This is a genomic window from Hymenobacter lapidiphilus (genome assembly GCF_013377885.1).
Taxonomy (GTDB): domain Bacteria; phylum Bacteroidota; class Bacteroidia; order Cytophagales; family Hymenobacteraceae; genus Hymenobacter; species Hymenobacter lapidiphilus.
Genome location: NZ_JABKAU010000013.1, coordinates 40,821 through 61,022, shown reverse-complemented (window position 1 = coordinate 61,022; position 20,202 = coordinate 40,821). Strand labels below are relative to the sequence as shown.

At 59.5% G+C, this 20,202-nt stretch carries 17 protein-coding genes; 7 read left to right on the top strand and 10 right to left on the bottom strand.

What is annotated here, in order from left to right; all coding sequences use genetic code 11:
• Nucleotides 1-140: 140 nt before the first annotated feature.
• From HW554_RS09050 to HW554_RS09040, 3 genes are all read right to left on the bottom strand, one after another.
• Complete coding sequence (locus HW554_RS09050; protein WP_176908261.1) at nucleotides 141-524, bottom strand: DUF3037 domain-containing protein; 384 nt, start codon at nucleotides 522-524, stop codon at nucleotides 141-143.
• Nucleotides 511-1,296, bottom strand: a complete 786-nt coding sequence (locus HW554_RS09045) for a HipA family kinase (protein ID WP_176908260.1) — start codon at nucleotides 1,294-1,296, stop codon at nucleotides 511-513. Before HW554_RS09045 ends, HW554_RS09050 begins: the two co-directional genes overlap by 14 nt.
• A gap of 216 nt (nucleotides 1,297-1,512) precedes the next feature.
• On the bottom strand, nucleotides 1,513-2,688 hold the full coding sequence (locus tag HW554_RS09040; protein ID WP_176908259.1) for an extracellular catalytic domain type 1 short-chain-length polyhydroxyalkanoate depolymerase: 1,176 nt from the start codon (nucleotides 2,686-2,688) through the stop codon (nucleotides 1,513-1,515).
• 371 nt (nucleotides 2,689-3,059) lie between these two features.
• Between HW554_RS09040 and HW554_RS09035 the strand changes: the two genes are divergently transcribed.
• Both HW554_RS09035 and HW554_RS09030 read left to right on the top strand, forming a co-directional pair.
• Nucleotides 3,060-4,013, top strand: a complete 954-nt coding sequence (locus tag HW554_RS09035) for a 1-phosphofructokinase family hexose kinase (RefSeq protein ID WP_176908258.1) — start codon at nucleotides 3,060-3,062, stop codon at nucleotides 4,011-4,013.
• Between the two features lie 326 nt (nucleotides 4,014-4,339).
• Entirely contained in the window at nucleotides 4,340-4,741 is a 402-nt protein-coding gene (locus HW554_RS09030; RefSeq protein WP_176908257.1) for an NUDIX hydrolase, read from the top strand.
• Between the two features lie 154 nt (nucleotides 4,742-4,895).
• On the opposite strand, the gene HW554_RS09025 is transcribed toward HW554_RS09030, so the two are convergent.
• On the bottom strand, nucleotides 4,896-5,471 hold the full coding sequence (locus HW554_RS09025; protein WP_176908256.1) for a hypothetical protein: 576 nt from the start codon (nucleotides 5,469-5,471) through the stop codon (nucleotides 4,896-4,898).
• 197 nt (nucleotides 5,472-5,668) lie between these two features.
• Entirely contained in the window at nucleotides 5,669-6,049 is a 381-nt protein-coding gene (locus HW554_RS09020; RefSeq protein ID WP_176908255.1) for a hypothetical protein, read from the bottom strand.
• A 187-nt stretch (nucleotides 6,050-6,236) separates the two neighbouring features.
• On the opposite strand from HW554_RS09020, the gene clpB reads away from it, so the two are divergent.
• Nucleotides 6,237-8,858 (top strand): ATP-dependent chaperone ClpB, encoded by a 2,622-nt coding sequence (clpB, locus tag HW554_RS09015; RefSeq protein ID WP_176908254.1) that lies wholly within the window; start codon nucleotides 6,237-6,239, stop codon nucleotides 8,856-8,858.
• Nucleotides 8,859-8,945: 87 nt separating this feature from the next.
• Here the strand turns inward: clpB and HW554_RS09010 are convergent, their stop codons facing one another.
• The 5 genes from HW554_RS09010 to HW554_RS08990 form a co-directional block, all read right to left on the bottom strand.
• Nucleotides 8,946-9,326 carry a hypothetical protein gene (locus HW554_RS09010; protein ID WP_176908253.1) on the bottom strand — a complete coding sequence of 127 codons (381 nt, stop codon included), beginning with the start codon at nucleotides 9,324-9,326 and terminating at the stop codon, nucleotides 8,946-8,948.
• A gap of 354 nt (nucleotides 9,327-9,680) precedes the next feature.
• Nucleotides 9,681-10,031 (bottom strand): DoxX family protein, encoded by a 351-nt coding sequence (locus HW554_RS09005; protein WP_176908252.1) that lies wholly within the window; start codon nucleotides 10,029-10,031, stop codon nucleotides 9,681-9,683.
• The gene (locus HW554_RS09000; RefSeq protein WP_176908251.1) at nucleotides 10,028-10,378 is read right to left on the bottom strand and encodes a DoxX family protein; all 351 of its coding nucleotides are present in this window, start codon (nucleotides 10,376-10,378) and stop codon (nucleotides 10,028-10,030) included. Before HW554_RS09000 ends, HW554_RS09005 begins: the two co-directional genes overlap by 4 nt.
• Nucleotides 10,379-10,493: 115 nt before the next feature.
• Nucleotides 10,494-10,880 carry a hypothetical protein gene (locus tag HW554_RS08995; RefSeq protein ID WP_176908250.1) on the bottom strand — a complete coding sequence of 129 codons (387 nt, stop codon included), beginning with the start codon at nucleotides 10,878-10,880 and terminating at the stop codon, nucleotides 10,494-10,496.
• 68 nt (nucleotides 10,881-10,948) lie between these two features.
• Nucleotides 10,949-11,350, bottom strand: coding sequence for a hypothetical protein (locus HW554_RS08990; RefSeq protein WP_176908249.1), 402 nt, complete (start codon nucleotides 11,348-11,350; stop codon nucleotides 10,949-10,951).
• Nucleotides 11,351-11,959: 609 nt separating this feature from the next.
• Here HW554_RS08990 and HW554_RS08985 point away from each other — a divergent pair.
• The 4 genes from HW554_RS08985 to HW554_RS08970 all read left to right on the top strand — a co-directional run bounded on the left by HW554_RS08985 (nucleotide 11,960) and on the right by HW554_RS08970 (nucleotide 20,178).
• The gene (locus HW554_RS08985) at nucleotides 11,960-16,402 is read left to right on the top strand and encodes a T9SS type A sorting domain-containing protein (protein ID WP_176908248.1); all 4,443 of its coding nucleotides are present in this window, start codon (nucleotides 11,960-11,962) and stop codon (nucleotides 16,400-16,402) included.
• A 126-nt stretch (nucleotides 16,403-16,528) separates the two neighbouring features.
• Nucleotides 16,529-17,134 carry a HupE/UreJ family protein gene (locus tag HW554_RS08980; protein WP_176908247.1) on the top strand — a complete coding sequence of 202 codons (606 nt, stop codon included), beginning with the start codon at nucleotides 16,529-16,531 and terminating at the stop codon, nucleotides 17,132-17,134.
• A gap of 181 nt (nucleotides 17,135-17,315) precedes the next feature.
• Nucleotides 17,316-19,679, top strand: coding sequence for a M1 family metallopeptidase (locus HW554_RS08975; RefSeq protein ID WP_176908246.1), 2,364 nt, complete (start codon nucleotides 17,316-17,318; stop codon nucleotides 19,677-19,679).
• A gap of 124 nt (nucleotides 19,680-19,803) precedes the next feature.
• Nucleotides 19,804-20,178, top strand: a complete 375-nt coding sequence (locus tag HW554_RS08970) for a PH domain-containing protein (protein WP_176908245.1) — start codon at nucleotides 19,804-19,806, stop codon at nucleotides 20,176-20,178.
• Nucleotides 20,179-20,202 lie beyond the last annotated feature (24 nt).

Here is a 20,202-nt window from a genome sequence, read left to right as displayed (position 1 = left end):
GCCCCGCCCCTACACCGTGCCGACAGCCGTATCCCGCAACTCGAGTTAGCTATAGAACGCGTTTGTTCTCAAAATGCCCCGTCCCCGCCGTTATCCATAGTAGGTAGCAGCGGGGACGGGGCATTTTTGAGAGTGGAGAATCAACCCACCAATTGCCGGTAGAGCTGTTCGAGCGTGGCGGCTGGGTCGTGGCAGAGGCCGGGGTGTACGGGCGAGGTTTGGACGACGGTACTGCGGGTGGCCGTGAGCCAGCGGAAGCGCGAGGCCACGGCGAATTGCCCGATGGGCCCGCCCTCGCGCCGGCCGGCGCAAATTCGCTCGAAAGCGCGCAGGCGGGCTCGCAGGTCGTCGAAATCGAGTTCGTGAGTCGGGCCGGCAAAGGCCTGCAGGCGCGCCTCGGGTAGCTGGCAGCGGGTTTCGAGGAAACCCTGCGACGCGCAGTACAGAATCACGCCCACATTCATAAATTCTTCGCGCTCTACGCGGGGCACCACCCGCAGCACGGCATACTCAAACAAGTGCATGGCGGGCGGCTTCAGCTTCGGCAACGAAGGTGGCAGAATCGGCCAGGCGGGCCGTCAGGAACTGTACGTATTGGGCGCGCTGCTCCTCGGGGCTCAGGTCGGGCTCCTGCAGCCAGTCGTCGGGCACCAGGGCTACAATGGCCCCGATAACGGCGGGCGTGAGACGGGCGCGGCCTTCGGCATCGGCCCAGGGCAGCTCGGTGGCCTGGGGCAGCAGCACGTGGTCTTTCACCTGCGAAAACGGGCGCGGCTTGGGTGCCGCCCAGCCGGCGCCGGCATGGTGCACGTACAGGGCCGCGCCGTGGTCGATGAGCCACAGCTCGCGGTGCCACATGAGCAGGTTGGTGTTGCGGGCAGTACGGTCCACGTTCAGCGTCAGGCAGTCGAGCCACACAATGAGCGAGGCCAGCCGGGCCTCCACATCGAGCAGCAGCGGGTCGAAGGTACCGGCGCCGGCCAGAAAGTGCAAGCCCAGGTTGAGGCCGGTGCTGAAGCGCAGCAAATCCTGAATTTCCTCGTCAGGCTCGGTGCGGCCAAAGGCTTCGTTCAGTTCGACAAATACCAACTCGGGCATGCGCAACCCCAGCTGCCGGGCCAGCTCGCCCACCACCAGCTCGGCAATCAGCGCCTTCAGCCCCTGCCCCGCTCCCCGAAACTTGAGCACGTACATGAAATTATCGTCGGCTTCTACCAGCGCGGGCAGCGAGCCGCCTTCACGCAGCGGAATCACATAGCGCGTCACCTCCACGGTACGCAGGGACAAGTCGGGCATAAGTAATTGGGAAGGGAATAGTCAGAAAGTTGCGGACGGGGCCCTAGCTGGCGCAAGGCTCCGATAATCCTCTTTTACTGCTACAAAGAACGTCATGCTGAGCTTGCCGAAGCATCTCTCCCGCTTCGTTGCAATAGTAGTCCAACAAAGCGGGAGAGATGCTTCGGCAAGCTCAGTATGACGTTCTGATGCCATCCCAGTCACCGGTACCCGGCTTTACTCTGCCGTTTTCAGCAGCTGCTGGTACAGGGTGCGACCTTTTACTTCGGCCTGCAGCCAGTAGCTGCCGGCGGCCCAACCAGCGGTGGAAAGCAACAACTCACCGTTGGGGCCGCGCCGGAAGCTGGCGGGTATTGTGCGCCCCGCCGCGTCGGAAACGCGCATCTGACCAACCTCCAGCGGCCCCAGCGTCGAGCGGACGCTTACCTGACTGCGCGCCGGATTGGGAGCCAGCAGCAGCTCGGCCGAATTGGTACGGGCCGCCACCGCTGTCGTGGACGTTACCAGCCCACTGAGCTGGTAGCGGCGCAGAAACTGCCAAGCCACCTTGCTGGCGTCGATATCCCGATTGGTTACGCCGATGTTGACGGGCGCGCCGGGCCAGGTGTGGCCGCCCCCGATAATACGGTAGTGCTCGACTACGCTGCCATTGCGGCCGCCGCTGAACACCTGCCGCTCGGCCGTGCTGCCGTCGGTGGTGTTGGTGTTGGGCACCTGGGTGATGACGGGCGTGGGGTTGCAGCCGTTGCGCCGGGCCCAAGCCGCCACCAGCTCCGGAATGGGCACGAACAGGCCGTTGCCCTCGTAGGGTACGGTGCCGTCGGCGGTGCCGTGGATTTCCAGAACGGGTACGGCCCGTACGGGGGTGCAAGCATCAAGGTGGCTGGCTATCATGCTGCCCGTAACCGAAGCAATGGCGGCAATGCGGCTGTTGAGCCGGCAGGCCAGCTCGTAGCTCATAAAGCCGCCGTTGCTCATGCCGGTGCTGTACAGGCGCTGCGGATTAACGCGGTATTTGTCGCTAATCGAGTCGATGAGGGCGCTCAGAAAACCCACATCGTCGGGGCCGCCGGCGGCGTAGGGCAGAAAGGTGTTCCAGAAGCGCTGGTTGTTGGGGCCAACCGTACCGTTGGGATGCACAACGAGAAAGTTAGCCGTATCGGCAATGGCGCGAAAGTCGCCGTACTGCTCCTGCTCCACGTTGTTGGAGCCGAAACCGTGCAGGTTGAGTAGCAGCGGCACAGGTTTGGTACCATCGTAGGTCCTGGGCACGTAGAGGCGGTAGTCGCGCACGGTGCCCTCGAAGCGGATAGAGCCGGTAATGGTTCGTTGGGCCTGGGCCCGGGGCGCGAGGGTCAGCAGCAGGCCCGTTAGGAGGAGTAGTGGACGCATCAGCATCATAAGGATAGGAGGGAAAAGGGATGATACCGCCGCCGTTTGGGGGTGGCCAACGTGGTGGCTCTATGCTAGACGCGAAAACCCGTGCTATGTTTAGCCGTTGGTACGAGTTACGCATTTCAAGCACGACGTAGGGGCGGGGCTTAGCTTCGCTGTCCTGCGGTTGTCCCCGCCCCTACGTCGTGCCACTTCAATAGTAATCGTTCAACGGTGGTTGTTCAACGGCGGGCGGGGACAAGCCCCGCCCCTACGTCGTTCGCACCGCTCCAACGGTAGTCATTCAACGGCGGGCGGGGACAACCGCAGGACAGCGAAGCTAAGCCCCGCCCCTACGTCGTTCTTCATTTTCTTTCATTCCTTCGCTTATGCCTCGCATCGTCACGCTCACGCTCAACCCTACCGTTGACAAAAGCACCACCGCCGACCACATCATCCCCGACCACAAGCTGCGCTGCGAAGCGCCTAAGTTCGAGCCCGGCGGGGGCGGCATCAACGTGAGCCGGGCGCTACGGCGGCTGGGCTCCGACTCGGTGGCCGTGTTTCCGGTGGGCGGCCCCAGCGGCCAGTTGCTGCGCCAGCTGCTGAGCGAGGAGCACATCGAGCAGCGGCCCATTGAGGTAGAGGGCTGGACGCGCGAGAACTTCATCGTGGTCGATGCCTCCACCAGCCAGCAGTACCGCTTCGGCATGCCCGGCACGCCGCTCCGGCCCGAGGAGCAGCAGCAGATGCTACAGGCGCTGCAGGAGTTTCCCGAGCCGCCCGAGTTTTTGGTCATCAGCGGCAGCCTGCCGCCCGGCGTCGAGCCCGAGCTGCTGGTCCGCATTGCCCACGCCGCCCGCGAACTGGGCGTGAAAGTGGTGGCCGACACCTCGGGCCCGGCCCTGCTGGCGCTACTCGACGCGGGCGTGTACCTGGCCAAGCCCAACGTGGGTGAGCTAAGCAAAATGGTGGGCGTAGAGGAGCTCGACAGCCAGGCCGTAGCCGGGGCTGCCGGCCAGCTGGTAACCGAGGGCAAGTGCGAAATCGTCGTCGTGTCGATGGGGCCGCAGGGTGCCTGCATCGTATCGGCCGCGGGCGCCGACTACGTGCCCGCGCCCTCCGTGAAAAAGCGCAGCACCGTGGGTGCCGGCGACAGCATGGTGGCCGGCCTCGTGCACGGCCTGAGCGAGGGCCGCAATCTGCGCGAAACTGCCCGCCTGGGCGTGGCCTGCGGCACGGCCGCCACCATGAACCCCGGCACCGAGCTCTTCCGCAAAGCCGACGTGGACCGGCTCTACCAGTGGCTGCTACAAACCATGCCCGCAGCGGCGGCGGTATAAGCCAGAAAGGCCGTCATGCTGACAAGTAACACCTTCTATCGCACGCTGTAGGGGCGGGGCTTAGCTTCGCTGTCCTGCGGTTGTCCCCGCCCGCCGTTCGCACCGTTTCAACGACCATCGTTCAACGGCGGGCGGGGACAAGCCCCGCCCCTACAGCGTGCAACAACCACGTAACATCAGTTCCCCACCCCTCCCCTACCCCCATGCCCTACCCTCCCAAAAAACCTGAACTGCCCGCCTGGGTGTTTCTGGCGCTGCGTTTCGGCTCGGTGGCACTGGTGGCCGTTGCCGCGTACTTCGTGGTGCGGTGCCAATAACCCGCCCCCATGCCGCTGATTGACAAAATCGCCTGGCTCCACCTGCATGAGGGGCGCATACTGAGCACCCGTAGCCGGGGCAAAGACCGCTACTACCTGCCCGGCGGCAAGCGCGAACCCGGCGAAACCGATGCCCAGACGCTCCTCCGCGAAATCCGCGAGGAGCTGACCGTGGCCCTGGACCCGGCCAGCCTGCAGCCGCGCGGCGTGTTCACGGCCCCCGCCCACGGCCACGCCCCCGACGTGCTGGTACAGATGACGCTCTACGCCGCCACCTACACCGGCACGCTGCAGCCCGCCGCCGAAATCGAGGAGGTAGTCTGGCTCACCTACCGCCACCGCCCCCAGGTATCGGCCGTCGACCAACTTATATTCGACTGGCTGCAAGAGCGCGGCGAGTTGGTGGCCTGACCGCCCAATCAACCGGCCTCTGGTCGCCACCCCGGCCACTGCCCTCGCCACTTGAATAAACAGGCGTTTTCATATCATAATATTGTAAAATATTTTCGCAGTTATTTATATCATTTAACTATAAAAAACAATTTATATATTATTATATATATACTTATTTTTTAGAGCTGAATGAATCTATAACATTAGTTATAAGATTAGGACTATTAGGTTCATTTTCCACTCCTTGATACCCACTTTTATGTGTAGCAAATATTGCTTGAGTAGCCTGCAAAATTATTTTATCATTCCCTTCATTCTCTCTTGCAGTTCCAATTAAATCTACAGTTGAACTAAGCGCATTAGATTTATGTGAATTCACAATATAGTTATGCATTTGAGCATTATAGTTTTTAACTAGAAACGTTATAAAATAAATGAACATAGAATATATCAAAGTCTTTGTTCCTATTTTCTTAGCCACCTCAATTAGTATAAGTTTATTGATGAATTCTGCATTAAGACCTTTAGATTTTTCTAAAATATTAGCAGCTATATTGAACAATTCTTCATTAGATGATAATCCCCAAAGCAGAACACCTACGAATAATGATATTGCACTAATAATAGCAATAACCCACTTTCTTGCATTTTCTTTGCTGCTTTCACCTTGTGCTTTGAATTTAGCGCTATTTTTTATTATCTCACTCTTTTGAGTTTGTTCTTTGAGTTTAGATAACTCGTTTCTCAAGTCGTTTGATATTGCTCTTTCTGCGACAATACCTTCTTGGAAATCTTTTGCTTTAAATGATGAATTTAATTTTTCTCCTTCCAGCTGCTGTTTAACTTCATCGAAATTAGTTTTTATACCTAATATTTCTTTGTCACGTTCTTTTATAATTTGTGTTAAATGCTCTACATCTTTACCTAAACTACTAACAGTTGATGTTAATTGAAAATTTGATTTCTTTTGCGACTCAATTTCTGCAGCAGATTGATTATATCTTCGAGTAAGTGACTCAATGAATTCCTCGCTTTTTTTAATTCCTTATACTGATCTTGACTCAAAACTTTATATTCACTTCCAATTTTTATTTCCTCAATTAATGTTTCAATTATAGCACCCAAGGAGTTATATGCTTTATTAAGATCAATGTAATCGTCAACTATTTGTGGTATTGATTCTAATTGTTTAGAATTCTTGCCATCCGAAAATTTATCTAAATAGAGACGTGTCTTATTCCACATAAGTGGTAATACATCAAAATTTGTTGATTGATTTTGGATTTCATATAGGAAATCTTGAAGCACTTTTACGATGTCATTCATTCTAAGAGTATTTGACTTGCAAGTTAATACTCGACATTCATTACGCTAGCTGCCAAATTGGCGATTTAAAGACTTTGATTGATTTTACTTCCGCCAAAACGTCAGCCCCACACCTCTCGCACCCCGTTTGCTAGTCCGTTCGTAGAACTTCTCACACACTGAAGTTCTCACCTAACGACGACTAGCCATGAACTTTAATAACTATACCATTAAGGCCCAGGAGGCCGTGCAGAAGGCCACGGAGCTGGCTGGCGGTAACCAGCAACAGGCCATCGAAACCGGGCACCTGCTCAAGGGCCTGTTCCAGAGCGACGAGAACGTGCTGTCGTTTCTGGCCAAGAAGCTGGGCGTGAACCTCAACATCCTCACGCCCCGGCTCGATGACATCGTGGCGGCCTACCCCAAAGTAAGCGGCGGCTCGCCCTACCTGGCCAACGACGCCAATTCGGCGTTGCAGCGCGCTACGGGTTACCTCAAGGAGTTCGGCGACGAGTACGTGTCGGTGGAGCACTTGCTGCTGGGGCTGCTCGGCGGCAAGGACAGCACCGCCACGCTGATGAAGGACGCCGGCTTCAACGAGAAGGACCTGAAAGCCGCCATCAAGGAGCTGCGCGGGGGCCGCAAGGTCACCAGCCAGTCGGCCGAAGACCAGTACCAGAGCCTCAACCGCTACGCCATCAACCTCAACGAGCGGGCCCGCTCCGGCAAGATGGACCCCGTGATTGGCCGCGACGAGGAAATCCGGCGGGTGCTCCAGATACTGAGCCGCCGCACCAAGAACAACCCCGTGCTGCTGGGCGAGCCCGGCGTGGGCAAAACGGCCATCGTGGAGGGCCTGGCCCAACGCATCGTGGCCGGCGACGTGCCCGAAAACCTGGCCGACAAGCTCGTGATGTCGCTCGATTTGGGTTTGCTGATTGCGGGGGCCAAGTACAAGGGCGAGTTCGAGGAGCGCCTCAAGGCCGTTATCAAGGAGGTAACCGACGCCGAGGGGCAGATTATCCTCTTCATCGACGAGATTCATACCCTGATTGGGGCCGGCGCGGGTGGCGAGTCGGCCATGGATGCGGCTAACCTGCTGAAACCCGCTTTGGCGCGGGGCGAGTTGCACGCCATCGGGGCCACCACGCTCAAGGAATACCAGAAGTATATTGAGAAGGATAAGGCCCTGGAGCGTCGTTTCCAGGCCGTGATGGTAGACGAGCCGAGCGTACCCGACGCCATCAGCATCATGCGCGGCATCAAGGAAAAATACGAATTGCACCACGGCGTGCGCATCACCGACGACGCTATTATCGCGACCGTGGAGCTGAGCAACCGCTACATCACCGACCGTTTCCTGCCCGACAAGGCCATTGATTTGATGGACGAGGCGGCGGCCAAGCTGCGCATCGAGCTGAACTCGATGCCGGTGGAGCTCGACGAGGTGCAGCGCCGCATGATGCAGCTCGAAATTGAGCGCGAGGCCATCCGGCGCGAAGAAAACCACGACCGCGAGGCCGTACTCAACAAGGAGCTGGCCGACCTGGGCGAGCAGCGCGACTCGCTGAAGGCCCGCTGGGAGTCGGAGAAATCGGTGCTGACCAACATCCAGACTGAGAAGGAAAACATCGAGCGCTTCAAGCTGGAAGCCGACCAGGCCGAGCGCCAGGGCGACTACGGCCGGGTGGCCGAGCTGCGCTACGGCAAGATTCAGGAAGCAAAGGCCAAGCTGAAAACCCTGCAGGACGAGGCCGCCGCCAACAAGGACGGCGGCACGATGCTGCAGGAAGTGGTAACCAGCGAGGACATTGCCGAGGTGGTGGCCAAGTGGACCGGCATTCCGGTGAGCAAGATGCTGGCCAGCGACCGGGAAAAGCTACTGCACCTGGAGGCCGAACTGGGCAAGCGCGTGGCGGGCCAGACCGAGGCCATTGCCGCCATTTCGGATGCCGTGCGCCGCTCCCGCGCCGGCCTCCAGGACCCCAAGCGGCCGATTGGCTCGTTCATTTTCCTGGGCACCACCGGCGTGGGCAAAACCGAGCTGGCCAAGGCCCTGGCCGAGTACCTGTTCAACGACGACAACGCGCTGGTGCGCATCGACATGAGCGAGTACCAGGAGCGCCACGCCGTTTCGCGCCTCATTGGGGCGCCTCCCGGCTACGTGGGCTACGACGAGGGCGGCCAGCTCACGGAAGCGGTGCGCCGCAAGCCGTACTCGGTGATTCTGCTCGATGAAATCGAGAAGGCCCACCCCGACGTGTTCAACATCCTGCTGCAAGTGCTCGACGACGGCCGCCTCACCGACAACAAGGGCCGGGTGGCCAACTTCAAGAACACCATCATCATCATGACCTCCAACACCGGGGCCGACATCATCCAGCGCAATTTCAAGGAGCTGGATGAGCTGAACCCCACCGCCAACGAGGCCCTCATCGACCGCACCCGCGACGCGGTAGTGGAACGCCTGCGCGAGCACATGCGCCCCGAGTTCCTCAACCGCATCGACGAAATCGTGATGTTCCAGCCCCTGAGCCGCCGCGAAATCCGCCAGATTGTCACCATCCAGTTCAAGCAAATCCAGCAGCGCCTGGAAGAAGCCGGCATCCGCCTGGAAGCCACCGACGAAGTGCTGGACTACCTGGGCGAAGCCGGCTTCGACCCGCAATTTGGCGCCCGCCCGCTCAAGCGCGTGCTCCAGCGGCAGGTGCTCAACGAGCTGAGCAAGGAAATCCTGAGCGGCCAGGTCAGCAAGGACGCCGTGGTGGAAGCCGTGCTCGAAAACGGCGGCATCCGGTTCAACAATGTGGAAATGCCCGCTGTAGAATAGGTGGGATTCATTGGAAACAGAAAGCCCCGCTGGCGTTGTGCCGGCGGGGCTTTTTAGTTGATTTCGACCGATATGTTTACCTGCTATTTACTGAGCGAAGTGTCTGGCCTTCAAACGTCGGCGGATATCCCGGGGAATTGGTTTGGATGCGTTGTAGGCCGCAACTATTTCATCTTCGCGGGTTTTGCTGAATCGTACCAGCTTGCCGATGCCGATGCCAATCGGTATGCCTCCCAGCGCCAGCGCACTTACAATGGCACCACCCGCGTTGCCACCCGAGTCGCCACTGCTCGCCCCCCTGACGATAGCCCCTGCGGCACCAATCCCGAGGGCAGTAAATACTGCCCCACCCGTCCGGCGCTGCTTGAACAAGTTCCGGACAGCCTGCACGCTATCAGTGGCTGGTACCTGGGCGTGGGCGGCTGCAGTGCTCAGCAATAGCAGGGCAGAGAATAGCATTTTACGCATATAGCTTGGCTGGTGAATGGGAAAGTGACCTGATCAAGTGAAAAACGAAGAGCCATAACCATCTTGTTGGCTTCGTCGACAATGCCTGCAGGGCTGCTTGCGAGCGGTTTTTTTGTACCAGCCAGTGTTTCCCACAGAATGCGAAGGAACAGATTTCGTCTTTAACAAACTACGCTCGCGACGGCTATTTTCACCAACAGGGTTTCTTAGGTGGGGAAAGAAGGGCTATTGTTCTGCAAGCCTCATGGGCTGAAGCAAGCAAAACGCTGCCTAACAGGTACAGCCCCCTTACCAGCCCAAGCACGGCTACCTGACGGACTTCGAGGCAACCCAACCAATAGGGCCGCTTATGGCCTACTGGTATACCCGCAACGCCTCGTAGAAAATCCAGCCATTCACCAGCATAAACAGAAACGACGGCAGCGACTCCCAGAAGCCGTCCTTGATTTTGAGCCGCACGCCGAAGCCGAGCAGCATCAGCAGCGCCAGGCCCCCGGAGGCCACCAGCAGAATCAGCGGCACCCAGAGGCCCACCAGCAGCCCCAGGGCTCCCAGAATTTCCAGCGCCCCGGTTAAGGGACCAAATTTGGCCAGGCCGTAGCGCACAAACTCGGCCTGCAATTTGGCAGAGAAGAAGTAGCCGATTCCGTAGCCCAGAAATGCGAGACTCGATAGCCCGATGAGTACCAATGTGGTCGTGCTCATGCGCCGATGAGTCCGGCATGCGCGGCGGCTACAAACAGCGACAGTAGCAGCAGCAGAAACGAGGGCACATACTTGATGAACGGGTTGCGCACCTTGATGTGGGCCAGTTGCGCGCACACCATCAGCGCGGCCATCAGCAGGGCCGGCACCAGCACCAGCTCCGGGTACCAGATACCTACAACCAGCAGCGTAGCCAGAGCTATTTTACTAGCTCCTACCATATTACGAACCAAATCAGGCAGTCCGTACTGCTTGAATTCGACTACGATGTTATCGAAGCGGAACACCCACACGATAACGATGGAGGCCGCAATAACGAGTTGCGCGAGGGTAACTAAAGTGTCCATAGGAGTTGCCTTACTTACTACCGGATGGCAAAGGCCAGTGGGTTAGCAACTCCAAAGTACTCTATTAGTTATACAAAGCACCGCTGACGACCAACGCAACTGTCAACTCCGGCGCCTAGGGGCGCACTGGTTGCTCGCGCTCCATCTGCTGGCGCAGGGCCTCGCGGATGTAGGCTGCTTCGGCAAAATGGCTGTTGTTGAGCTGACTACGGTACTTGCCCGGAATGGGCTGGCCAGCACCGTACGCCCTGTCGACGGCCAGCAGATAACCCTTGTTGAACTTGATGGCATGGGCAATGAAACCGGCCACCGTACCGGCCAGAACAGCCACGCCCAGCGGCGGCGAAATGGCCTCATCCGCCACGGTGGTCTGGCCGTAGCGGTCGGTGGAGGAAAGCGGCAGGGCAAGCGACAGGCCCGCAATTAATAGCACAGTGTAGAGCCAGCCGGCATAACAGCGCTTGCGAAACAGGCTCAGAAGCGCCCCGGTAAAATCGGCCACATATTTTGGGCGGCGCTCATGTGGCTCCAGTCCGCTATTACCAGCAGCAACAGGAAGGAACACATGATTTAGCGGGCTGGAACGGCCTGAACAGGCACGTAGGGCATAATGGATTCGTTGAAAAAGCGGGGTTTCAGCTTGCGGCGCAGCAGGGCCGGTAGGGGCTGTCCGGCCGCGTAACCAGCCAATACCTGTTCGAGCTTGCGGTTGCTGAACGCGGCCAGCTTGGCAGCCCCGTAGCCCACGATCGGGGCCGCGGCCAACAGCGCACTGCTCAGAATCCAGCTGGCCCCGTCGGCCTGCCGCTTGCCGTAGAGGTTGATGATAGCCTGGGCCGTATCGTTGTGCAGGTACCGACTGCGCGGCTTCTGTTTGAAAGTCGCAACGTCTGGGCTGTAGAAATCCTGGGCCGTGGCAGTCAGGCAACCGAGGCCTAGCAGGAGTCCTGGACCAAGTAGGCGAAGCAGCACAGAGTAAGAAGGATAGCAAAAAACCGGCGCAATATAGGACTTATTTCAATAGCCTGAATCTTCTAAATATTCTATTATGGCTGGTGTATTGGAGTAGCTGTGCTGTGCGCAGGACCAGCCACGGCTCCCCTCTTCTGCGCCATGGCTGGCGGCCCCTTCAGTTGGGGGTGATTGGGATATCGACCGAGGCAGTAACGTGGCAGAACGCCCACCCGGCCCGCAGCAACGGGCACCGGTAGGACAATGGGTTACAGCGGTTAGCTGGCATTTATGGCTGGTTTCAGGCATTTGGCGACGAAGCTGACCGGAGTAATTTCTGTAGGGTCAAAAAAATATCTAACCAATCCAGAATCTATGCTTGTCGAACACATTATAATCCGGATATTGGGCAATCTTAAGCTACTATTAATACAACTTACGCTTGGTTACCTCGGTGCAATTCAATAGCTACCCACTACTCCATCTCTCCCCACAAATCAACTTGGCCACAAACGGCTCCACCACAGCTGCCCGTCATCTGCCGGGCGGCGCGGCGTGGGTCGGCCATAGTTTACCGGCTGCCAGTTGGCCACCGGCTGTTTTTCTTTTCCCACCTTCTTATTTATCCACATGACAGAAACCTTACTTACCACGGTGGCGACCACAACCAGCCGGCTCCTGACGGGCTGGCGGCCGGCGCTGCTACTGACGCTGGGCCTGCTACCGGCCCTGCCCACCACGGCCCAGCAGCGCCCGCTGCTGAAATCGGTCGAAATGGCGACCCGCATGGCGCTACCCGCTCCGGCGGCCCGGCCAATAACCCCGCTAGCGACCCCGCGGGCCGTTCGGCGCGGTGCTCTGGCTGTTATTTCTTCTACCGCCACGGGTGGCAACTGGAGCGACCCCGCCACCTGGGACGGCGGCGCGGTACCATCGGCCACCGATGACGTAACCATCGTCGACGGCGCGACCGTGACGCTCGACGTAGCGGCCAGCGCGGCCTCGCTCCGGATAGCTCCCAACGGTTCGCTGCTCAACTCTGCTACTACCAGCTACCGCCTGGCAGTGGGCGGCAATGTAACCAACAACGGCACCCTCGATCTGAGCGCCACCTCCGCCATCGGCTCCGACCTGCGCTTCACCGGCGCGGGCAATGCCACGTTTGGCGGTAGCGGCGTCACCGATCTGCAAAGCATTTCGCTGGCCAAATCGGTGCAGGCCGACGTAGTGGAAATGGACCTGCCGACGCTGTCGGTGAAAGGCAGCAGCACCAGTGGCGACGGTTTTCTGCTGACGCGCACCACAGGCACCACGCCGGCCGACGACATGACCGGCACCCTGAAAATCTCGGGTACGGCCACCATCAGCAACAAGGTATTCGGCAACGCGGCGGCCTATATCGTTCCGGCCACCGGCGGCTTCTGGCTGAACAACCCCAACTTCACGGTGGCGGGCCAGTTAGGTTCGGCCACCATAAACGGACTGTTGCGGATTTCGGCGGGCACATATACTGTGGGCACTTCGCTTGGCAACTCGCTGACGCTGGGGGCAAACTCGGTTTACACCCAAGAAGGCGGCACGTTTAATTCGGTAGCACGGTTCAGCAACGCGGGCAACGCCACGAGATTCACCCTTAGCGGCGGCACACTTAACGTGATGACTTTGGGCAGCACGTCGAGCAGCTCCAGCTTTGGCCTTTTTCAGAGCACCGCTACAACGGCCGTGGCCGTAAATATTTCGGGCGGCACCATTAACCTAGTAAATCGTAACGGGGCCACCGCGCCAGGCCTTGATTACAACGTGAGCGGTACACCACTCATTACGGGTGGCACGCTGAACGTAGGCACGGCCGCAACGGCCACCAACTTCAACTTCCGCATTGCAGGCAACACGCCCAGCATTGTCGTCGGCAATGCCGGAACGGCTAGTTCAGTGACCCTGGCTGGTAATACCTTTAACTATGGCAACCTGACGGTTGGTGCCGGGGCTACGTTTAATGTGGGAGCGGCAATCTTCTTCCAGGTAGGACCTGCCATTATCAACAACGGCACGTTCACGGCGAATACCGCATCTGTAGCGGCCACCCCTACAACCGCCGCCACGGCTGGCAGCGTACTTTATTTTGCAGGCAGCGTTCCTCAAACGCTAGGTGGCACGGGCACTTTCACCAATCCTGTTCGGCAACTCGCCTTTGACAACAACGGTGGCGGCGTTTCGATCGACGTACCCGTGACGGCGCGCACGGTGAACATATTCACGGGTAATGTTGCTAAAGCCAACAACCTCACCATTCAAAGCACTGCTACGTCGCTGGCCGTCCTGTCGTTTGGCTACAACAACCCCACTACATCGACTGGCAACTTCGATGTGGCTCCCACCTTCGACCTGGCAACGAGTGGTCTGTATCTGATTTACGATCCAGAGCTAACGTCCCGCACCACCGGGGTTGAGGTTCCTGCCAGTCGCAGTGTATTCTACCTCGACATGAAAAACCCGCAGGGAGTTACGCTAACGGGCGGCAACCTGACGGTAACCGGCGGTTTCGATTCGTTCACGCTGCAGGCAGGGATATTCACTACCTCGGCGGCCAACACCCTGGTTATTGGCAAGGCTGCCGCCACCCTACCCACTGGCTCGGCCACGAGCTACGTGAACGGGCCGCTGGGCATTGTGGTGAATAGTGCCACGCCCGCAAGACGTATTTTTGCCGTGGGCGACGCTGCCGGCTGGCGGCCGGTAGTGGTAACCGGTATTACGACTGCTACCGACCAGCTGTTTACTGCTACGGTTGTAAAGGCTGCCACGGGCGGTATGCTTTCGGGCGGACTTTCGGGACTGAACCCCACGCGCTACGTGCGCTTCGAAAACTCGGCTGCCCTGCCGGCCACGGCACGCGTGCAGCTCAGCTACGGCGCAGATGACGTGCTCGGTGACCCCGCCACGGCCGTTGTGGCCCAGGCGGCTACGGCCAGCGGCAGCTACGCCAGCCTTGGCGGCGTGGCCATTGCCACTCCAACTACCGGCATCGTTTCGACCCAGGACCTGACGCCCGGCAACGATTTCTTCGCGCTGGCCAACACCGAGGGCGGTACGCTGGCCTCATCGGTAGCCGCCGTGTGCGCTGGTTCGAATACCGGTACGCTCACACTGACCGGCAACACCGGCACCGTAACGGGTTATGAGGCCAACACCGGCAGCGGCTTTGCAGCCGTAGCCGGCACCAACACCGGCTCGACGTACACCTTCACCAACCTGACCGTTACGACCACCTTCCGGGCCGTGCTCACGACGGCTGATAGCCGCACGGTGTACTCGGCTCCGGTAACGGTAACCGTGAACCCGGCCACCACGGCCACGTTCACGTACGCCAGCGCCACCTTCTGCCAGAGCGGCACCAACCCCACGCCCACCATCACGGGCACGGCGGGCGGCACGTTCAGCAGCACGACGGGGCTGAGCCTCGACGCCGCTACCGGCGTCATCAACCTGAGCGCCAGCACGGCGGGCACGTATGTGGTAACCTACAGCGTGGGCGGTACCTGCCCCTCTTCGGCTACGTTCAGCGTCACCATCACGGCTCCGGCCACGGCTGGCTTCAGTTACGCAACTGCCAGCTTCTGCACTTCGGCTACCGGCACCGTAACGCCTACGCTGGCAACGGGCGCTACAGCTGGCACGTTCTCCAGCACCTCGGGGCTAAGCATTGATGCTACAACTGGCGCCATTACGCCCGGTACCAGCACGCCAGGCACCTATGTGGTTACCAACACGGTAGCCGCCTCAGGAGGCTGCGCCGTGGTTACGGCTACGTTCAGTGTAACGATTACGGCTCCGGCCACGGCTGGCTTTAGCTATGCCAGCGCTTCGCTCTGCACTTCGACTACTGGCTCGGTAGCCCCTGTTCTGACTAGCGGCGCTACGGCCGGTGCGTTCAGCAGCACCGCAGGTCTGATTCTCGATCCCGCCACCGGTACCATTACGCCCGGTACCAGCACGCCAGGCACCTATGTGGTTACCAACACGGTGGCTGCTTCCGGTGGCTGCGCGGCGGTTACGGCCACGTTCAGCGTTACCATTACGGCTCCGGCCACGGCCGGTTTCAGCTACGCAACGGCCAGCTTCTGCACTTCGGCTACCGGCACCGTAACGCCTACCCTGGCCAGCGGCGCTACGGCCGGCACGTTCAGCAGCACCACGGGCTTAACCATTGATGCTACGACTGGTGCCATTACGCCCGGTACCAGCACGCCTGGCACCTATGTAGTAACCAACACGGTAGCCGCCAGCGGTGCCTGCGCGGCGGTTACGGCTACGTTCAGCGTAACTATTACCGCTCCGGCTACGGCTGGCTTCAGCTACGCCAGCGCCAACTATTGCGTGGGTGCCGCCAACCCCAGCCCGGTGCTGGCTTCGGGCGCATCGGCCGGTACGTTCAGCAGCACGACTGGTCTGGTTATCAGCGCCGCCGGCGTTATCAACCTGACCACCAGCACGCCCGGCACCTACGTGGTAACCAACTCGGTGGCTGCTTCGGGAGCCTGCGCGGCGGTTACGGCTACGTTCAGCGTCACCATCAACGCCCGTCCGGCCCAGCCAACGGTATCGGTGCAGTACAACGGCCCGGTTACCACGCTCACGAGCAGCGCGGCCACCGGCAACCAGTGGCTGCTGAACGGTGCTGCCATTGCCGGTGCTACCAACCCAACCTACGTAGTGAACTCGGCGGCTCAGCTGGGCTCTTACACCGTAACGACGACCAACGCGTCCGGCTGCACCTCGCAGCCTTCGGCTCCGCTCGTCATCACGACCAGCAGCCAGCCGCTGGCCGGTTCTTCGCTGCAGCTCTACCCCAACCCCACCACCGACGGACGCCTGACGGTGAAGCTGGGTGGCTACACCAAGGTTGTGGAGCTGACTGTGTACAATGCGGTAGGACAGTTGGTGCGCACCCTTTCGGTGCCCGCCGGCCGCCTGGAGCAGCCGCTCGACCTGAGCCAGCTGCCCAGTGGCGTCTATGTACTGAAGGCCCGCACCGACGGCGGCCTCGATGTGCGCCGCATTGTGAAGGAATAGCCTGAGCTGCTTTCCTGCCTGAGCGTAAGGAGCCTGCCGACAGCTGTCGGCAGGCTCCTTTTTTTTGGCGTTAGGCGATGTCGCTGGGTTTCGGATATTTGCCCGTTCATTGCTTTTGGTGCCCGCATGTCCGTTTTTACTACTTACCTCCAGCTCGGCTTCTTTCACATCTTCAACCTGCAGGCCTACGACCACCTGGTGTTTCTGCTGGCCCTGTGCGCGCCCTATGTATTGCGCGACTGGCGGCGGGTGGTGCTGCTGGTAACCAGCTTTACGGTGGGCCACTCGCTCACGCTGGCATTGGCTACGCTCGATCTGGTAGATTACTCGCCCCAGCTAATTGAAACGCTGATTCCGGTCACCATCATCCTCACCGCCCTGCTGAACCTGGCCCGCGCCGGCCGTGCCGCGTTGCGCCGCACCGAGCCAGCCGCTACTACCGGCGGGCCGCTGGTGCTGGCGCTGCCCAACCTGCTGGCCGTAGGCTTCGGGCTGATTCATGGGCTGGGCTTTTCGAGCTACCTGCGCGAGCTGCTGGGCCAGCAGCGCCGGCCGGTGTTGGAGCTATTCAGCTTCAATGTGGGCGTCGAGCTGGGCCAGCTGCTGATTGTGGGGCTGATTCTGGCCGTAGGCTACGGTCTTATTCGGGGCGTGGGCGTGGACCGGCGCGACTGGCTGCTCGTGAGCAGCGGCGCGGCGCTGGGCATTGCGCTGGTGCTGTTGGTGAGCTAAGGGTTTACCGAACGCTGTAGGGGCGGGGCTTAGCTTCGCCCGCCATTGAACGATGCGAATAGGTTTCGTTCAACGGCGGGCGGGGACAAGCCCCGCCCCTACAGCGTTCTGCAAACCCTTTACCATTCAACTAACCCAAAAAACGCCTAACTTTCTAACGTAAAACCCCCACCTGCTTTTTATGCTGAAAAATACTCTGCTGGCCGCCGGGCTGGCGGCGCTGCTGGCCCTGCCCTCAGCCGCGCAGAACACCAACTCCGGCACCGATAAATTCGCCCAGCTCGAAACGATGCTGCCCACGCCCAACGTCTACCGCACGGCCTCCGGGGCGCCCGGTACCGACTACTGGCAACAGCGGGCCGACTACAACATCCGGGTACGGCTCGACGACGAGAAGCAAGCCATTACCGGCGACGAGGACATTACCTACACCAACCTCTCGCCCGACGTGCTCACCTACCTGTGGGTGCAGCTCGACCAGAACATCCTCGACAAGAACTCCATCACCACTTCCACGCAGGTAGGCGAAATCCAGCCCCGGATGCCTTTTCAGGCGATGGAGTATATGCAGCGCGACGGATTTGACGGCGGTTTCAAGATTGGTGAGGTGAAGCTGAAAGGTGGCAAGGCGCTGCCCTACACCATCAACCACACCATGATGCGGATTGATTTGCCTACGCCCCTGCGGCCTAAGCAAGCCGTTACGTTCAGCATCAGCTGGCGCTATAACATCAACGACCAGCTCAAAATCAACCAGCGCAGCGGTTACGAGTTCTTCCCCGAGGATAAGAACTACCTCTACGAAATTGCGCAGTTCTACCCCCGCATGGCGGTGTACTCCGACAACCAGGGCTGGCAGCACAAGCAGTTTCTGGGCAACGGCGAGTTTGCCCTACCCTTCGGCGACTACCGGGTGAGCATTACGGCCCCCGCCGACCACGTGGTAGGCTCGACCGGTGTGCTCCAGAACCCCAACGATGTGCTGACCAGCACCCAGCGCCAGCGCCTGCAGCAGGCTCAGGGTGCTAAAAGCCCGGTTTTGATTGTGTCGCCGCAGGAAGCGGAAAAGGCCGAGCAGACCCGTGCCAAGGGCACCAAAACCTGGACCTACGCCGCCAGAAACGTTCGTGACTTCGCCTGGGCATCGTCGCGCAAGTTTATCTGGGATGCCATGGGCATCAAGCAAGGCGGCAAGGACGTGCTGTGCATGAGCTACTACCCCAAGGAGGGCAACCCGCTCTGGGGCAAGTACTCGACCGAGGTGATTGCGCACACCATCAAGGTGTATTCCAAATACACCATCCCCTACGAGTACCCAGTGGCCATTTCGGTACACGGGCCGGTGGGTGGCATGGAGTACCCTATGCTGAGCTTTAATGGTGGCCGCCCCGAAAAGGACGGCACCTACTCGGCCGACCGTAAATACGGGATGATTTCGGTGATTATCCACGAAGTGGGCCACAACTTCTTCCCCATGATTATCAATTCGGATGAACGGCAGTGGACCTGGATGGACGAGGGCCTGAACTCGTTTGTGCAGTACCTGGCCGAGCAGGAGTGGGAGCGTGACTACCCTTCGCGCCGCGGCGACGCCGCCCAGATTGTGCCCTACATGCGGACCGATAAGAGCCTGCAGACCCCGATTATGACCAACTCGGAGTCGGTGCTGCAGTTCGGCAACAACGCCTACGGCAAGCCTGCTATCGGCCTCAACATTCTGCGCGAAACGATTATGGGCCGCGAGCTGTTCGACTACGCCTTCAAGGAGTATTCCCGCCGCTGGGCCTACAAGCACCCCACGCCCGCCGACTTCTTCCGCACGATGGAAGACGCCTCGGCCGTGGATTTGGACTGGTTCTGGCGCGGCTGGTTTTACACTACCGAGCACACCGACCTGGCCATTGCCGGCGTGAAGCAGTACAACATCAACTCGCAGAACCCAACCGTGGAGAAAGGCCGGCAGCGCGAGCTAAAGGAGCAGGCACCCCGCACCATTTCGCAGCAGCGCAACCAAACGGCCATTCCGCGCACGCTGGTTGATGACAAACCTGAGCTGAAGGACTTCTACAACCAGTACGACCCGCTGGTAGCCACGCCCGCCGACCAGCAGCGCTACCAGCAGCTACTGAAAACCCTTACGCCCGAGCAGCAGCAGCGCCTGGGTAGCGGCCTGAACGTGTACGAGGTGAGCCTCAAGAACCTGGGCGGCCTCACGATGCCCGTCATCATGCAGCTCACGTACGCCGACGGCCAGAAGGAAATCCAGCAGATTCCGGCCGAAATCTGGCGCAAGAACAACGCCGAGGTCAGCAAGGTGTTCGTGACGGAAAAGCCGGTGGCCAGCTTCGTAATCGACCCCTACCAGCAGACCGCCGACACCGACCTGAGCAACAACGCCTGGCCCCAGCAGGCCGCGCCCTCGCGCTTCGAGCTGTTCGAAAACCAGCAGCGCGCTAATCCCAACCCCATGCAACAGTCGGCTTTGCAGCAGAAGGAGCAGAAGCCACTGACTACGCCGACTTCGACGGGCGGCGGCGCTAACTAAAGAACCGGTAGTCCGGGCTCTGCTCGAAATACCAACCGCCTAAACGTAAAGAGCCGGCCTATCTTTAGGCCGGCTCTTTACGTTTAGCAGCTATTCATTTCTCACGACCTTAATCCTCTTTCCTATGAGACTTCTCGATGGCCTGCTGGGCAACGCTTCCGAAACCGACACCGACGCCATTCAGCTGGAGCTGGCGCAGCTGCTGGCCCCCGGCGAGGAAGTGCGCAAATCCTACGTTGTCGTTCGCGACCTGCTCGTGTTCACCACCAAACGGCTGCTGCTGATTGACAAGCAGGGCGTAACGGGCAAAAAGCGCGAGTACCTGAGCATCCCTTACCGCAGCATCGAGCGGTACAGCACAGAAACCACCGGCCATTTTGACCTCGACGCGGAGCTGAAGATTTGGGTGCGCGGTATGGCCGAGCCCATCAGTAAGACCTTCCGGAGCAACAAAGACATTTCTAACGTGAGCCAGGCCCTGAGCGAGTATGCCCTCTAGCGGCATATTAGCGAGTATGATGTC

What these genes read in the sequence shown, in the direction of transcription:
- HW554_RS08980 (WP_176908247.1), top strand. Translation starts at nt 16,529, where the DNA reads ATGTCCGTTTTTACTACTTACCTCCAGCTCGGCTTCTTTCACATCTTC.
- HW554_RS09045 (WP_176908260.1), bottom strand. Translation starts at nt 1,296, where the DNA reads ATGCCCGACTTGTCCCTGCGTACCGTGGAGGTGACGCGCTATGTGATT.
- clpB (WP_176908254.1), top strand. Translation starts at nt 6,237, where the DNA reads ATGAACTTTAATAACTATACCATTAAGGCCCAGGAGGCCGTGCAGAAG.
- HW554_RS08970 (WP_176908245.1), top strand. Translation starts at nt 19,804, where the DNA reads ATGAGACTTCTCGATGGCCTGCTGGGCAACGCTTCCGAAACCGACACC.
- HW554_RS09020 (WP_176908255.1), bottom strand. Translation starts at nt 6,049, where the DNA reads ATGAATGACATCGTAAAAGTGCTTCAAGATTTCCTATATGAAATCCAA.
- HW554_RS08975 (WP_176908246.1), top strand. Translation starts at nt 17,316, where the DNA reads ATGCTGAAAAATACTCTGCTGGCCGCCGGGCTGGCGGCGCTGCTGGCC.
- HW554_RS09010 (WP_176908253.1), bottom strand. Translation starts at nt 9,326, where the DNA reads ATGCGTAAAATGCTATTCTCTGCCCTGCTATTGCTGAGCACTGCAGCC.
- HW554_RS08985 (WP_176908248.1), top strand. Translation starts at nt 11,960, where the DNA reads ATGACAGAAACCTTACTTACCACGGTGGCGACCACAACCAGCCGGCTC.
- HW554_RS09005 (WP_176908252.1), bottom strand. Translation starts at nt 10,031, where the DNA reads ATGAGCACGACCACATTGGTACTCATCGGGCTATCGAGTCTCGCATTT.
- HW554_RS09000 (WP_176908251.1), bottom strand. Translation starts at nt 10,378, where the DNA reads ATGGACACTTTAGTTACCCTCGCGCAACTCGTTATTGCGGCCTCCATC.
- HW554_RS09040 (WP_176908259.1), bottom strand. Translation starts at nt 2,688, where the DNA reads ATGCGTCCACTACTCCTCCTAACGGGCCTGCTGCTGACCCTCGCGCCC.
- HW554_RS09035 (WP_176908258.1), top strand. Translation starts at nt 3,060, where the DNA reads ATGCCTCGCATCGTCACGCTCACGCTCAACCCTACCGTTGACAAAAGC.
- HW554_RS09050 (WP_176908261.1), bottom strand. Translation starts at nt 524, where the DNA reads ATGCACTTGTTTGAGTATGCCGTGCTGCGGGTGGTGCCCCGCGTAGAG.
- HW554_RS09030 (WP_176908257.1), top strand. Translation starts at nt 4,340, where the DNA reads ATGCCGCTGATTGACAAAATCGCCTGGCTCCACCTGCATGAGGGGCGC.